The sequence below is a fragment of the Micromonospora sp. SD12 genome (genome assembly GCF_052068495.1).
In the GTDB taxonomy this organism is placed as follows: domain Bacteria; phylum Actinomycetota; class Actinomycetes; order Mycobacteriales; family Micromonosporaceae; genus Micromonospora; species Micromonospora echinofusca.
This window is the reverse complement of sequence record NZ_JBQHDF010000003.1, coordinates 107,018-119,828: the sequence shown is the minus strand read 5'-3', so window position 1 is coordinate 119,828 and position 12,811 is coordinate 107,018. Positions and strand designations below refer to the sequence as shown.

Annotated in this window: 11 protein-coding genes and 1 tRNA gene; 11 read left to right on the top strand and 1 reads right to left on the bottom strand. The window is 70.4% G+C overall.

The genetic code is table 11. The annotated features are described in order from the left end of the window. Positions 1-12: 12 nt before the first annotated feature. Positions 13-90: transfer RNA gene (locus tag ACTMS2_RS07500), tRNA-Leu, on the bottom strand. A gap of 95 nt (positions 91-185) precedes the next feature. Between ACTMS2_RS07500 and ACTMS2_RS07495 the strand changes: the two genes are divergently transcribed. The 11 genes from ACTMS2_RS07495 (at position 186) to polA (ending at position 12,787) form a co-directional block, all read left to right on the top strand. Further along, positions 186-806: an ANTAR domain-containing response regulator gene (locus ACTMS2_RS07495; RefSeq protein WP_101411756.1), complete on the top strand. Its 621-nt coding sequence runs from the start codon at positions 186-188 to the stop codon at positions 804-806. An 81-nt stretch (positions 807-887) separates the two neighbouring features. Next, positions 888-2,054: a hypothetical protein gene (locus tag ACTMS2_RS07490; protein ID WP_441174778.1), complete on the top strand. Its 1,167-nt coding sequence runs from the start codon at positions 888-890 to the stop codon at positions 2,052-2,054. A gap of 259 nt (positions 2,055-2,313) precedes the next feature. Continuing rightward, a complete protein-coding gene (locus ACTMS2_RS07485) occupies positions 2,314-3,474 on the top strand; it encodes a branched-chain amino acid ABC transporter substrate-binding protein (protein ID WP_363903831.1) in 1,161 nt (386 codons plus the stop codon). Positions 3,475-3,582: 108 nt separating this feature from the next. Next, positions 3,583-4,533, top strand: coding sequence for a branched-chain amino acid ABC transporter permease (locus tag ACTMS2_RS07480; protein ID WP_363902537.1), 951 nt, complete (start codon positions 3,583-3,585; stop codon positions 4,531-4,533). Beyond that, the gene (locus ACTMS2_RS07475) at positions 4,530-5,639 is read left to right on the top strand and encodes a branched-chain amino acid ABC transporter permease (protein ID WP_357563217.1); all 1,110 of its coding nucleotides are present in this window, start codon (positions 4,530-4,532) and stop codon (positions 5,637-5,639) included. The genes ACTMS2_RS07480 and ACTMS2_RS07475 overlap by 4 nt, the downstream gene beginning before the upstream one ends. Then, positions 5,632-6,477, top strand: coding sequence for an ABC transporter ATP-binding protein (locus ACTMS2_RS07470; RefSeq protein ID WP_441174777.1), 846 nt, complete (start codon positions 5,632-5,634; stop codon positions 6,475-6,477). Before ACTMS2_RS07475 ends, ACTMS2_RS07470 begins: the two co-directional genes overlap by 8 nt. Further along, a complete protein-coding gene (locus tag ACTMS2_RS07465; protein ID WP_088999313.1) occupies positions 6,467-7,177 on the top strand; it encodes an ABC transporter ATP-binding protein in 711 nt (236 codons plus the stop codon). The genes ACTMS2_RS07470 and ACTMS2_RS07465 overlap by 11 nt, the downstream gene beginning before the upstream one ends. 33 nt (positions 7,178-7,210) lie before the next feature. Next, entirely contained in the window at positions 7,211-8,122 is a 912-nt protein-coding gene (locus tag ACTMS2_RS07460) for an ABC transporter substrate-binding protein (protein ID WP_441174776.1), read from the top strand. 2 nt (positions 8,123-8,124) lie between these two features. Further along, a complete protein-coding gene (locus ACTMS2_RS07455) occupies positions 8,125-9,105 on the top strand; it encodes an amino acid ABC transporter permease (protein ID WP_441174775.1) in 981 nt (326 codons plus the stop codon). Beyond that, positions 9,102-9,911, top strand: coding sequence for an amino acid ABC transporter ATP-binding protein (locus ACTMS2_RS07450; RefSeq protein WP_441174774.1), 810 nt, complete (start codon positions 9,102-9,104; stop codon positions 9,909-9,911). Before ACTMS2_RS07455 ends, ACTMS2_RS07450 begins: the two co-directional genes overlap by 4 nt. A 176-nt stretch (positions 9,912-10,087) precedes the next feature. Continuing rightward, on the top strand, positions 10,088-12,787 hold the full coding sequence (gene polA, locus ACTMS2_RS07445; protein WP_441174773.1) for a DNA polymerase I: 2,700 nt from the start codon (positions 10,088-10,090) through the stop codon (positions 12,785-12,787). Positions 12,788-12,811 lie beyond the last annotated feature (24 nt).

The window sequence follows — 12,811 nt, the reverse complement described above, 5'->3', positions numbered from 1 at the left end:
TACGACAATTTCTGGTGCCCTCGGTGGGATTCGAACCCACACTGTATGGATTTTGAGTCCATTGCCTGCTGCCGGTTGGGCTACGAGGGCGGTTCCATGATTCGGCCCTGACAGACTACCCACTACGCTAAGGGCGGCGACACCCGGCACCGCGGGTGTCGAGCACAGACTGGTGGGAGTGGCTCGTGGCCGAGACGCAGACGGACGTCGAGCGCAGGCGCGTTCTGATCGCCGAGGACGAGGCGCTGATCCGGCTGGACCTCGCCGAGATGCTCGTCGAGGAGGGGTACGAGGTCGTCGGCGAGGCCGGTGACGGGGAGACCGCCGTCCGGCTCGCCGAGGAGCTGAAGCCGGATCTGGTCATCCTCGACATCAAGATGCCGATCATGGACGGCCTGGCCGCCGCCGAGCGGATCGCGGGCGCCCGGATCGCCCCGGTGATCATCCTGACCGCGTTCAGCCAGCGTGACCTGGTGGAGCGCGCGCGGGCGGCCGGCGCGATGGCGTACCTCGTGAAGCCCTTCCAGAAGAGCGACCTGGTCCCGGCGGTGGAGATCGCGCTGTCGCGCTACTCGGAGATCGCCGCTCTGGAGGCGGAGGTCGCGGGGTTGACCGACCGGCTGGAGATCCGCAAGACGGTCGAGCGCGCCAAGGGCGCGCTGATGACGACGTACGGGATGAGCGAGCCGCAGGCGTTCAAGTGGATCCAGCGCACGGCGATGGACCACCGGATGACCATGAAGGAGGTCGCCGAGCGGATCCTCGCCGAGACCGCCGGCGGCGAGGTCGCCCAGCCCACCTCCTGACCGCCCCACGGGGCAACGCGACACGCCGCCGTGCGCTCCGGGGACTCCTCGCGGGGGCCATGGATCGATAGCATCTGATCCATGTGGACCCGGCGACTGGTGGCGGTGCTCGGCGTCCTCGTGGTGCTGCTGGCCGGCTGCGACCGCGCCCCGGCGGAGCCCGCCGACGAGCCGCTGCGGCCGCGGTGGCAGCCGCTGACCCTGCCCGCGCCGCCGGGCGCGTCCGGCCGGCCGCTGCTGCGCGACGCCGTGGCCTGTGCCGACCGGTGGTACGTGGTCGGCGGGCTGGCCGACGCGGCGGGGGAGACCCGGCCGGCGGCCTGGAGCAGCACCGACGGCGTCTCGTGGGCGGCCCTGCCGTTGTCGCCGTCGAGCCACTACGGCCGTCAGCACGTGCTCTACGCGGCGGCGTGCCGCGACGGCCGGCTGGCGGCGCTCGGGGCGAAGAACGGCGGCGCGCACGGCAACCCGCGTACGGGCACCTGGTCGCAGTCGCCGGGCGGGGAGTTGCGGGAGGCGCCCGCGTCCTTCGAGCTGTACGCGGGCCCGCGCGCGGTGAGCGTGGCGCGGCTGGCGGCGGGCCCGACCGGTTGGCTGATCGCGGGGGCCCGGGTCGACGGGGCGGCGGTGTGGACGTCGCCGGACGGCGAGCGCTTCACGATCCGGGAGGGCGTCGCGGAGCTCGCCGGCGACGGGCGGGGCCGGACGGTCGCGTACGACGCGGTGGCCGTGCCGTCGGGGTGGTGGGTGGTGGGCGCGGTGCTGCCGCCCGGCGCGACGGCCCAGGCGCCCCTGGCCTGGTCCTCGGCCGACGGGCGGGCCTGGCGGCGGGTGGCGCTGCCGGTGTCGGACGGGCGTGGCCAGGCGCAGCGGGTGGCGTCGGTCGGCGGTGCCGTGGTGGCGGTGGGCCCGGTGCGCGACGGGTTCGCGACCTGGCGGCTGGTGGGTGACGAGTGGCGTCGGGCCGGCGGGTTCGGCGCGGCCGGTCCGGGGGTGTCCACGGTCGACGCCCTGGTGCCGGCGGGGCGGGAGTTGGTCGCGGTGACGGGGGATGGCGGTGGTCACGGAGTGTGGCTCTCCGTCGATTCGGGGGATTCATGGCGACTGATGGTCATGCCGACCCCTGTGCCGGATGGTGGGAACACCGCCGTGGCGGTGGCGTCGCAGGGTGATCGACTGTTGTTGGTGTCCGATGACGGGGAGGCGTCCCGTGCCTGGTCAGTCGGGTTGCCGACCATCGATCGGTAGGGGGTCGACGGGGTTCGACCCGTTACCGACGAAACGAAGGTGAGGGGCTTTCGCGGCCGACGGTTCTTACAGCGATCGTTTCGAATCCGCCACGCCGTGTAACGGTTCGGTCAACCCGCTCCCCTGGGGCTTTCGTCACAGCTCAAAGGTGGGATAGCGTCCGGCCCCAGACCGGCGACGACGGTCTGGTTCGTCCGCCCCCGCAAGGGCCAATCGGCAGCGGGTGGTTCGGACCATGGGACGGAGGAGGGTTCGGGCCTTGAGGCAGAAGCTCGCGCGCGTTATCGGTGGGGTCGCCATGCTGGCGCTCGTCGCCGGCGGCACCGCATGCTCCAGCGGTAGCGACGACACGGCGTCCGGTGGCGACGCCTGCGGCAACAAGATCGCGTTCTTCGGCGCGCTGACGGGTCCGTCGGCGGCGCTCGGCATCAACGAGAACAACGGCGTCAAGCTGGCGGTCGACAAGTACAACAAGGAGAACGCCGACTGCAAGGTCGAGCTGGTTCCCCTGGACTCGCAGGGCAGCCCGGACCAGGCGCCCGGTCTGGCGCAGAAGGCCATCGACGACACCAAGATCCTCGGCATCGTCGGCCCGGCCTACTCGGGTGAGTCGGAGGCCGCCGGTCCGCTCTTCAACGAGGCCGGTCTGGTCACCATCACCCCCTCCGCGACCCGGCCGAGCCTCTCGGAGCAGGGTTGGAAGACCTTCTTCCGCGCGGTCGGCAACGACTTCAGCCAGGGCCCGGCGGCCGGCAACTACATCAAGAACGTGCTGAAGGCCGACAAGGTCTTCGTCATCGACGACCAGTCCGCGTACGGCGCCGGTCTGGCCGACGAGGTCAAGAAGCTGCTCGGCCCGGCGGTCGTCGCCTCGGACAAGGTCCAGGGCGAGGGCAAGCAGACCGAGTTCTCGGCCGTGGTCACCAAGGTCAAGGCCGCCAACGTCAAGGCGGTCTTCTACGGCGGCTACTACCAGGAGGCCGGCCTGATCCGCAAGCAGCTCACCGCTGCCGGGGTCACCGCTCCGATGATCGCCGGCGACGGCGTGAACGACGCCGCGTACATCACCTCCGCGGGTGCGGCGGCGGCCGAGGGCACCATCCTCACCTGCCCGTGCCAGCCGGCGGCCGAGGCGCGCGGCACCTTCGTCCAGGAGTACAAGGCGCTCAACGGGGCCGAGCCGGGCACCTACAGCGACACGGCCTACGACGCCGCGAACATCCTGCTGGCCGGCATCAAGGCTGGCAAGACCACCCGTGAGGGCCTGCTGGAGTTCGTGAAGGGCTACAGCGGCGAGGGCGTCGCGGCGAGCTACAAGTTCGTCGAGGGCGGCGAGCTCGACCCGGCGCAGGTCAAGGTCTGGGCCTTCAAGGTCGTCGGCGGCAAGGTCGTGCCGGACCAGGAGATCCCCAAGTCCTGACGTCGGTCGCTGCTACGGCGATTGAGTGGTGATCGCGGGCGCGGCCGGGAGCTGTGCTCCCGGCCGCGCCCCACTTTTCTCTCCAGACCCTGATGGAGTGTCCCTTCATTGAACTTCGACGACCTGTTCTCCAACTTCGGGACATACACGACGACCGGCCTGACGCAGGGTGCGATCTACGCCCTGGTCGCGCTCGGCTACACGCTGGTCTACGGCGTGCTGAGACTCATCAACTTCGCTCACTCCGAGGTCTTCATCGCCGGTGCGTTCGCGGCGATCTGGACCTGGAACGGTTTCGGGCTCGACCAGAACTCGCAGGTCAGCGGCATCGGGTCGATCATGTTCTACCTGCTGGTGGCGATGATCGTCGCGGCGATCGCCTCCGCCGGCACGGCCACCGTGATCGAGCGGGTGGCGTACCGGCCGCTGCGTAAGCGCAACGCGCCGCCGCTGGCCTTCCTGATCACGGCGATCGGCGCGTCCATCGCCATCTCCGAGGCGTTCGGCATCTGGACCCGCCGCCGCCCGGAGGGCGCCCCGATCCTGGTCAGCCAGGATCCGCTGTTCCACATCTTCGGCGTGCCGATCGACGGGGTGCAGCTGCTCACCCTCGGCGCCGCGCTGGTGATGATGATCGCGCTGGACATGTTCATCAACCGCAGCCGGGTCGGTCGCGGCATCCGGGCGGTCGCCCAGGACGCCAACACCGCCGCGCTGATGGGCGTGAACAAGGACCGGATCATCCTGATCGTCTTCATCGCCGGCGGCAGCATGGCCGGCGTCGCCGGCCTGCTCTACGACGTACGGATCCAGACCCTCACCTACAGCGTCGGCTTCCTGCTCGGCCTCAAGGCCTTCACCGCCGCGGTGCTCGGCGGCATCGGCAACCTGCGCGGCGCGCTCGTCGGCGGCCTGCTGCTGGGCTTGATCGAGAACTACGCCTCCGGTCTGTTCGGCAGCGAGTGGAAGGACTTCGCCGCCTTCGCGCTGCTGGTGGTGCTGCTGATGTTCCGGCCGACCGGTCTGCTGGGTGAGTCGCTGGGGAGGGCACGGGCATGACGACCGTCTTGGAGAAGGTGCGCTCCGGCCGCGAGGCGGCCGGCGAACGGTGGCGCGGCGCGCCGCGCTGGGTGCGCTGGGCGCTGCTGGCCGCGGTGATCGTGTTCTTCTACGCGCTGCCGAACAAGGAGTTCTACCAGTACCTCGGGCCGATCCCGACCCCCGGTGCGAACTTCACGCAGGTGATGTTCACCGTCTCGATCTACGTGCTGCTGGCCGTCGGTCTGAACATCGTGGTCGGCTTCGCCGGCCTGCTCGACCTCGGCTACTTCGGCTTCTTCGCCGTCGGCGCGTACACCGTGGCGGTGCTGACCTCGCCGAGCAGCGACCTCAAGACGCTGTGGCCGTGGCTGCTGGCGGTGCCGGTGGCGATCGCCCTGACGATGGTCTCCGGTGTGATGCTCGGTACGCCGACCCTGCGGCTGCGGGGCGACTACCTGGCGCTGGTGACGCTCGGCTTCGCCGAGATGATCCGCATCGGCGCGGTCAGCTCGGAGTTCCTCAAGGGCCAGCGGGGCTTCAACCAGATCCCGCACCCGCCCGGCCAGTACGCCGACGGCAAGCCGGTCTTCGGCGTGCTCGACGCCCGGCCGTACTACTGGCTGGTCCTCACGGTGATCATCCTGGTGGTCATCGGGGTGCGGAACCTGACCCACAGCCGGGTCGGGCGCGCCTGGATCTCCATCCGGGAGGACGAGGACGCCGCGCAGCTCATGGGCGTGCCGACGTTCAAGTTCAAGCTGTGGGCGTTCGCCGCGGGCGCCGCGATCGCCGGCCTGGCCGGTGCGTTGTTCGCAGGCAAACAGAACTTCGTCAACTCGCAGAACTTCGAGCTGCTGAACTCGATCATCATCCTGGCCGCGGTCATCTTCGGTGGCTCCGGCAACATCGTCGGCGCGATCGTCGGCGGCGGCCTCGTGGCGTACATGATCGAGCGGTTCCGTGGCATCGAGCTGTTCGGCGTCGAGCTGTACGAGTACCGGTTCCTGTTCTTCGGCCTGGTGCTGGTGGTCATGATGATCTTCCGGCCGGAGGGTCTGATCCCCAACCGACGACGTGCGGCGGAGTTCAAGGATCGTCGCAAGGAGGTGACCGTCGGTGAGTGACACCGAGCAGACGCCGGTCGTTCCGGCGCAGGCCGGCGCACCGGCCGTGGAGGCGGTGCCCACCCGGGAGCCGCTGCTGGAGGTCGACAAGGTCACGCTGCGCTTCGGCGGCGTGGTCGCCCTGAACGAGGTGGACTTCACCCTCTACAAGGGCGAGATCCTCGGTCTGATCGGCCCGAACGGCGCCGGCAAGACCACCTGCTTCAACGCCATGACCGGCATCTACCAGCCCACCGAGGGGCAGATCCGGTTCCGCGGCCAGAAGATCAGCGGCAAGAAGCGGCACCAGATCACCAAGATGGGCATGGCGCGGACGTTCCAGAACATCCGCCTCTTCCCCGAGATGACCGCGCTTGAGAACGTCCAGGTCGGCGCCGACGCGCACCACAAGACCAGCGTCGTCTCCGCGCTGTTCCGCCTGCCGCGGCACTGGAAGGAGGAGCGCGAGGGCCGGGAGAAGGCCGAGCGCCTGCTGGAGTTCGTCGGCATCCGCAAGCGGATGCACGAGTTCGCCCGCAACCTCTCCTACGGCGAGCAGCGGCGGCTGGAGATCGCCCGCGCGCTGGCCACCGACCCCGTGCTGCTCTGCCTGGACGAGCCGGCCGCCGGCTTCAACCCGGCGGAGAAGGAGGAACTGCTCCAGCTCATCCGGCAGATCCGCGACACCGGCGTGACCGTGCTGCTCATCGAGCACGACATGCGCCTGGTCATGGGGGTCACCGACCGGATCGTGGTGCTGGAGTTCGGAAAGAAGATCGCCGAGGGGCTGCCCGCCGAGGTGCGGGAGAACCCGAAGGTTATCGCGGCGTACCTGGGGGTGCCGGACGATGCTGCTTGAGATCGACGATGTGAGCCTGCTCTACGGGCGGATCCAGGCGCTGCACGGCATCAGCCTGACGGTGGACGAGGGCGAGATCGTCGCCCTGATCGGCGCCAACGGCGCCGGCAAGTCGACCACGATGCGGGCGATCTCCGGGATCCGGCCGGTCGCCAGCGGCAGCATCCGGTTCAACGGCGAGGACATCACCAAGCTCCGGGCGGACCTGCGGGTCCGGCGCGGGCTGTGCCAGGCCCCCGAGGGCCGCGGGATCTTCCCGGGCATGACGGTGCTGGAGAACCTGGACATGGGCGCGTACACCCGGCGTGACCGCGCCGGCATCGCCCAGGACCTCGACCGGGTGCTGGGGCTCTTCCCGCGCCTGGCCGAGCGGCGCAGGCAGCAGGGCGGCACCCTCTCCGGCGGCGAGCAGCAGATGCTGGCCGTCGGGCGGGCGCTGATGAGCCGGCCGAAGCTGCTGCTGCTCGACGAGCCCTCGATGGGTCTGGCGCCGATGCTGATCCAGCAGATCTTCGACATCATCGTCGAGATCAACCAGCAGGGCACCACCGTCCTGCTGGTGGAGCAGAACGCCCAGCAGGCGCTGGCCCGCGCCCACCGGGCGTACGTGCTGGAGACCGGCCGGATCGTCAAGAGCGGCACCGGCGCCGAGCTGCTGCACGACCCGGCGGTCAAAGAGGCCTACCTCGGCGTGGCCTGACCGGCCGTCACCCCTCATCGCAAGGAGTACCCCATGTTCCTCATCAGTGGTGGCCGCCGGGCCGCCCTCGGCGTCACCGGCGCCGCGCTGCTCGCCCTCTCGCTGGCCGGCTGCGGCGAGAAGGAGAACACCGAGCAGCCCGGCGCCGGCCCCAGCGTCACCGCCGCCGCCGACTCGGCGCTGGCCGCGAAGGTGCCCGACGCCATCAAGGCCGACGGCGTGATCAAGGTCGGCACCGACTCGACGTACGCCCCGGCGGAGTTCCTCGACGCCGACGGCAAGACGGTCGTCGGCTTCGACATCGAGCTGTTCAACGCGGTAGCGCAGAAGCTCGGCCTCAAGGCCGAGTACGAGTCGGCGCCGTTCGACGCCATCCTGCCCGGTGTCGACTCGGGCAAGTACGAGGTCGGCGTCTCGTCGTTCACCATCAACGCCGACCGGATGAAGACCGTCAACATGGTCAGCTACTTCTCCGCCGGCACCCAGTGGGCGACCAAGTCGGGCAACCCGGCCAAGGTCGACCCCGAGAACGCCTGCGGCAAGAAGATCGCCGTGCAGGTCGGCACCGTGCAGCTCGACGACATCACCGCCCGGTCGAAGAAGTGCACCGACGCCGGCAAGCCGGCGATCACCATCGACCAGTACCAGGCGCAGAGCGACGCCACGGCCGCCGTGGTCAGCGGCAAGGACGACGCCATGCTGGCCGACTCCCCGGTCGGCGCGTACGCGGTGAAGCAGAGCAGCGGCCAGCTGGAGCTGCTGGGCGACATCTACGAGTCGGCCCCGTACGGCTACGCGGTGAAGAAGGACCAGGCCGCGTTCGCCGAGGTGCTCAAGGAGGCCGTCGCGGCGGTCATCGCCGACGGCACGTACGAGGGCGCGCTGAAGAAGTGGGGCGTCGAGGGCGGCGCCATCACGACGCCGGCGCTGAACCCGACCAGCTGACCATGCCGGTCGAGACGGACACACCCGAACGGGCACGGCCGGAACCCATCCGCGCCGTGCCCGTGCGGCATCCCGGGCGGTGGGTCGCCGTCGCCGTGATCGGGGTGCTGGTGGCCATGTTCGTGCACCTGCTGGTGACGAACAAGGCGTTCAACTGGTCGTTCATGATCGACGAGATGTTCCGCCCGCCGATCATGGCGGGGGTACGCGGCAGCATCGCGCTGCTGCTGACCGCCATGCTGATCGGCATCGTGCTGGGCGTCGTCATCGCCGTCATGCGGCTGTCGGAGAACCCGGTCCTGCGCGGCGTCGCGTGGGCGTACACCTGGTTCTTCCGGGCGGTGCCCCGGCTGGTGCTGGCGATCCTCTTCGGCAACCTGGGCATCCTGTGGGCCCGCATCGAGTTCGGGCTGCCCTTCGACCGGCAGATCGGCGCCCTGTTCGGGGTCGACGACTTCGAGGCGCGGCTGTTCGGCTTCTCGGCGGTGGACATCCTGACCGGGTTCGTCGCCGGCATGCTGGCGCTGGGCCTGTCGGAGGCCGCCTACATGGCGGAGATCGTCCGGGCCGGCATCCAGTCGGTCGACGAGGGCCAGACGGAGGCCGCCCAGGCGCTGGGCATGCGGCGGGGGCAGATCCTGCGCCGCATCGTGCTGCCGCAGGCCATGCGGGTGATCGTCCCGCCGACCGGCAACGAGACCATCGCGATGCTCAAGGACACCTCGCTGGTGGCCTTCGTGCCGGTCTCGATGGAGCTGTTCTTCCAGCTCAGGGCCGTGGGTAGCCGTACCTTCCAGGTCTTTCCGATGCTGGTGGCGGCGACCATCTGGTATCTGCTGCTGACCAGCGTGCTGCTGGTCGGGCAGTACTACCTGGAGCGGCACTTCTCCAAGGGCGTGCGGCGCAGCGGACGGGCGAGGACCAGGCTGCGGGGGATCGCGGCGGAGAGCGGCGGCACGACCGGGAAGGCGGACGGCGCATGACCGAGCTGACGGTGCCGGCGCAGACCGGCGGGCCGGCGGTGGAGTCCGGGCCGATGGTCCGGGCCGAGCAGGTGCACAAGTCGTTCGGGGCGATCGAGGTGCTCAAGGGCATCGACCTGGAGGTCCGCAGCGGCGAGGTGTGCTGCCTGCTGGGCCCCTCGGGCTCCGGCAAGTCGACGTTCCTGCGCTGCATCAACCACCTGGAGAAGATCAACGCCGGTCGGATCTGGGTGGACGGCGACCTGATCGGCTACCGCGAGCGCGGCGGCAAGCTGCACGAGATGCGGGAGAAGGACGTCGCCGCCCAGCGCCGCGCGATCGGCATGGTGTTCCAGCGGTTCAACCTCTTCCCGCACATGACCGCCCTGCAGAACGTCGCCGAGGCGCCGGTGCTGCTGGGCCGGGAGTCCAAGGCCGCCGCCCGGGAGCGGGCCGCCGCCCTGCTGGAGCGGGTGGGGCTGGGCGACAAGCTCGGCAACTACCCGAGCCAGCTCTCCGGCGGACAGCAGCAGCGGGTGGCGATCGCCCGGGCGCTGGCGATGCAGCCGAAGCTGATGCTCTTCGACGAGCCCACCAGCGCGCTCGACCCCGAGCTGGTCGGCGAGGTGCTCGACGTGATGAAGGACCTGGCCCGCGACGGCATGACGATGATCGTGGTCACCCACGAGATCGGCTTCGCCCGCGAGGTCGGCGACTCGCTGGTCTTCATGGACGGCGGCGTCGTGGTCGAGTCCGGCGTGCCCCGCGAGGTGATCGCCAACCCCCGGCACGACCGGACGAAGGCGTTCCTGGCCAAGGTGCTCTGAGACGGGATGCCGGCGCGGTCCCCGCGAGAGCCGCGCCGGCGCCCGTGCCGGTGACGGCCATCGCGGCCCTGGCGGTGACGTCCGTGTCGGCCGCGCCTCCTGGCGGTGACGTCCGTGCCGGGGCGCGCCCGTGCCGGTGTCCCGGAGTGTCGGAGCGGGCGGCTAGAGTCGCTGCCGTGACAGCTACGACGCCGCGCTTGCTCCTCGTCGACGGACATTCCATGGCATATAGGGCGTTCTTCGCCCTGCCCGTGGAAAACTTCTCCACCACGACGGGGCAGCCGACCAACGCCGTCTACGGCTTCACGTCCATGCTGATCAACGTGCTGCGTGACGAGCAGCCCACGCACATCGTGGTCGCCTTCGACGTCTCCCGCCGCTCCTTCCGCACGGAGAAATATGCGGAGTACAAGGCCGGCCGCAGCGAGACCCCGACCGACTTCAAGGGCCAGGTCAGCCTGGTCAAGGAGGTCCTGGCGGCGCTGCGCATCCCGGTGGTGGAGAAGGAGGGCTACGAGGCCGACGACATCATCGCCACCCTCGCCTGCCAGGCCCGCGACCAGGGCATGTCGGTGCTGATCAGCACCGGTGACCGGGACGCCTTCCAGCTCGTCGGTGAGAACGTCACCGTGCTCTACCCGCGCAAGGGCGTCTCGGACCTGGCCCGGATGGACCCGGCGGCGATCGAGGCGAAGTACGGCGTCGCCCCGGAGCGCTACCGCGACCTGGCCGCCCTGGTCGGCGAGACCAGCGACAACCTGCCCGGCGTCCCGGGCGTCGGCCCGAAGACCGCCGCAAAGTGGATCAACCTGTACGGCGGGGTCGACGGGGTCATCGCGCGGGCCGACGAGATCAAGGGCAAGGCCGGCGACAGCCTGCGCGAGCGGCTCGCCGACGTGATCCGCAACTACGAGATCAACTGCCTCGTCTCCGACCTGGAGCTGCCGCTGCGCCCCGAGGACACGCGCTGGGAGGGGTGGGACCGCGAGGCCGTCCACCAGGTCTTCGACACGCTCGAGTTCCGCATCCTGCGCGACCGGCTCTACCAGTACCTGGAGGCGGTGGAGCCGGAGGCCGAGTCCGGGTTCGACCTGACCGGCGAGGTGCTCACCGAGCCCGGGGCGCTCGCCGGGTGGCTGGAGACGCACGCGCCGGCCGACACCCCGGTGGGCGTGGCCGCGAAGCTCGACACGGGCCCCAACCGCCGGCACACCGCCTCCGTGACCGGGCTGGCGCTGGCCACCGCCGGCGGCGCGGCGGCCTGGGTCGACCCCGCCACCCTGGAGCCGATCGACGAGGCGGCCCTGGCGGCCTGGCTGGCCGACGCCGGAAGGCCCAAGGTCCTGCACGACAGCAAGCCGGCGGTGCTGGCGTTCGCCGCGCACGGCTGGAGCCTGGAGGGCATCCTGCGCGACACGCAGATCGCCGCCTACCTGGCCCGCCCCGACCAGCGCTCCTACGACCTGACCGACCTGGCCCTGCGCTACCTGCACCGCGAGCTGCGGGTCGACGCCCCGGAGACCGGCCAGCTCACGCTGGAGGGGCTCGGCAACGACGGCGAGGCGGAGCAGAACCTCATGCTCCAGGCCCGGGCCACCCTCGACCTGGCCGACGCGATCGACGCCGAGCTGTCCCGCGACGGCGAGCAGTCGGCGCGGCTGATGGCCGGGGTGGAGCTGCCGCTGATGCGGGTGCTCGCCGGCATGGAGCGCACCGGCATCGCCGCCGACACGCACTACCTCTCCGAGTTGGAGGCGCACTTCGCCGCCGAGGTGAAGGCCGCCGCCCAGGGGGCGTACGAGTCTGTCGGCCGGGAGTTCAACCTCGGCTCGCCGAAGCAGTTGCAGGAGATCCTTTTCGGCGAGCTGGGCCTGCCCAAGACCAAGAAGATCAAGACCGGCTACACCACCGACGCCGACGCCCTCCAGTGGCTCTACGCGCAGAACCCGCACCCGGTGCTGGCCCACCTGCTGCGCCACCGCGACGTGGCGAAGCTGAAGACGACCGTCGACGGGCTGCTCAAGTCGGTCTCCGACGACGGCCGCATCCACACCACCTTCAACCAGACGGTGGCGGCCACCGGTCGGCTCTCCTCGACCGAGCCCAACCTGCAGAACATCCCGATCCGCACCGAGGAGGGCCGCCGCATCCGGCGCGCCTTCGTGGTGGGGGAGGGCTACGACTGCCTGCTGACCGCCGACTACAGCCAGATCGAGATGCGGATCATGGCGCACCTGTCGTCGGACGAGGCGCTGATCGAGGCGTTCAACTCCGGCGCCGACTTCCACGCCGCCACCGCCTCGTCGGTCTTCGGGGTGCCGGTGGACGAGGTCACCGCCGACCAGCGGCGCAAGATCAAGGCGATGAACTACGGCCTGGCGTACGGGCTGAGCGCGTTCGGCCTCTCCCAGCAGCTCGGGATCACCGCCGAGGAGGCGCGCGGGCTGATGGAGAACTACTTCGCCGGGTTCGGCGGGGTGCGCGACTACCTCCAGGAGGTCGTCGCCCGCGCCCGCCACGACGGCTACACCTCGACCATCCTGGGCCGCCGCCGCTACCTGCCCGACCTGGTCAGCGACAACCGGCAGCGCCGGGAGATGGCCGAGCGGATGGCGCTCAACGCCCCCATCCAGGGCTCGGCGGCCGACATCATCAAGGTCGCCATGCTGCACGTCGACACCGCCCTGCGCGAGGCGGGCCTGCGCTCGCGGATGCTGCTCCAGGTGCACGACGAGCTGGTCTTCGAGGTCGCCCCCGGCGAACGGGAGACCCTGGAGGCGCTGGTGCGGCGGGAGATGGGCGGGGCGCACCCGCTGTCGGTGCCGCTGGAGGTCTCGGTCGGCGAGGGCCGGGACTGGAACAGCGCCGACCACTGACGGGCACCGTCCCGCCGCGCGTCG

Bases quoted from the DNA above. Each gene is read 5' to 3' on its own strand.
- ACTMS2_RS07475 (WP_357563217.1), top strand. From the start codon at position 4,530: ATGACGACCGTCTTGGAGAAGGTGCGCTCCGGCCGCGAGGCGGCCGGC.
- ACTMS2_RS07460 (WP_441174776.1), top strand. From the start codon at position 7,211: ATGTTCCTCATCAGTGGTGGCCGCCGGGCCGCCCTCGGCGTCACCGGC.
- ACTMS2_RS07465 (WP_088999313.1), top strand. From the start codon at position 6,467: ATGCTGCTTGAGATCGACGATGTGAGCCTGCTCTACGGGCGGATCCAG.
- ACTMS2_RS07450 (WP_441174774.1), top strand. From the start codon at position 9,102: ATGACCGAGCTGACGGTGCCGGCGCAGACCGGCGGGCCGGCGGTGGAG.
- ACTMS2_RS07455 (WP_441174775.1), top strand. From the start codon at position 8,125: ATGCCGGTCGAGACGGACACACCCGAACGGGCACGGCCGGAACCCATC.
- ACTMS2_RS07490 (WP_441174778.1), top strand. From the start codon at position 888: ATGTGGACCCGGCGACTGGTGGCGGTGCTCGGCGTCCTCGTGGTGCTG.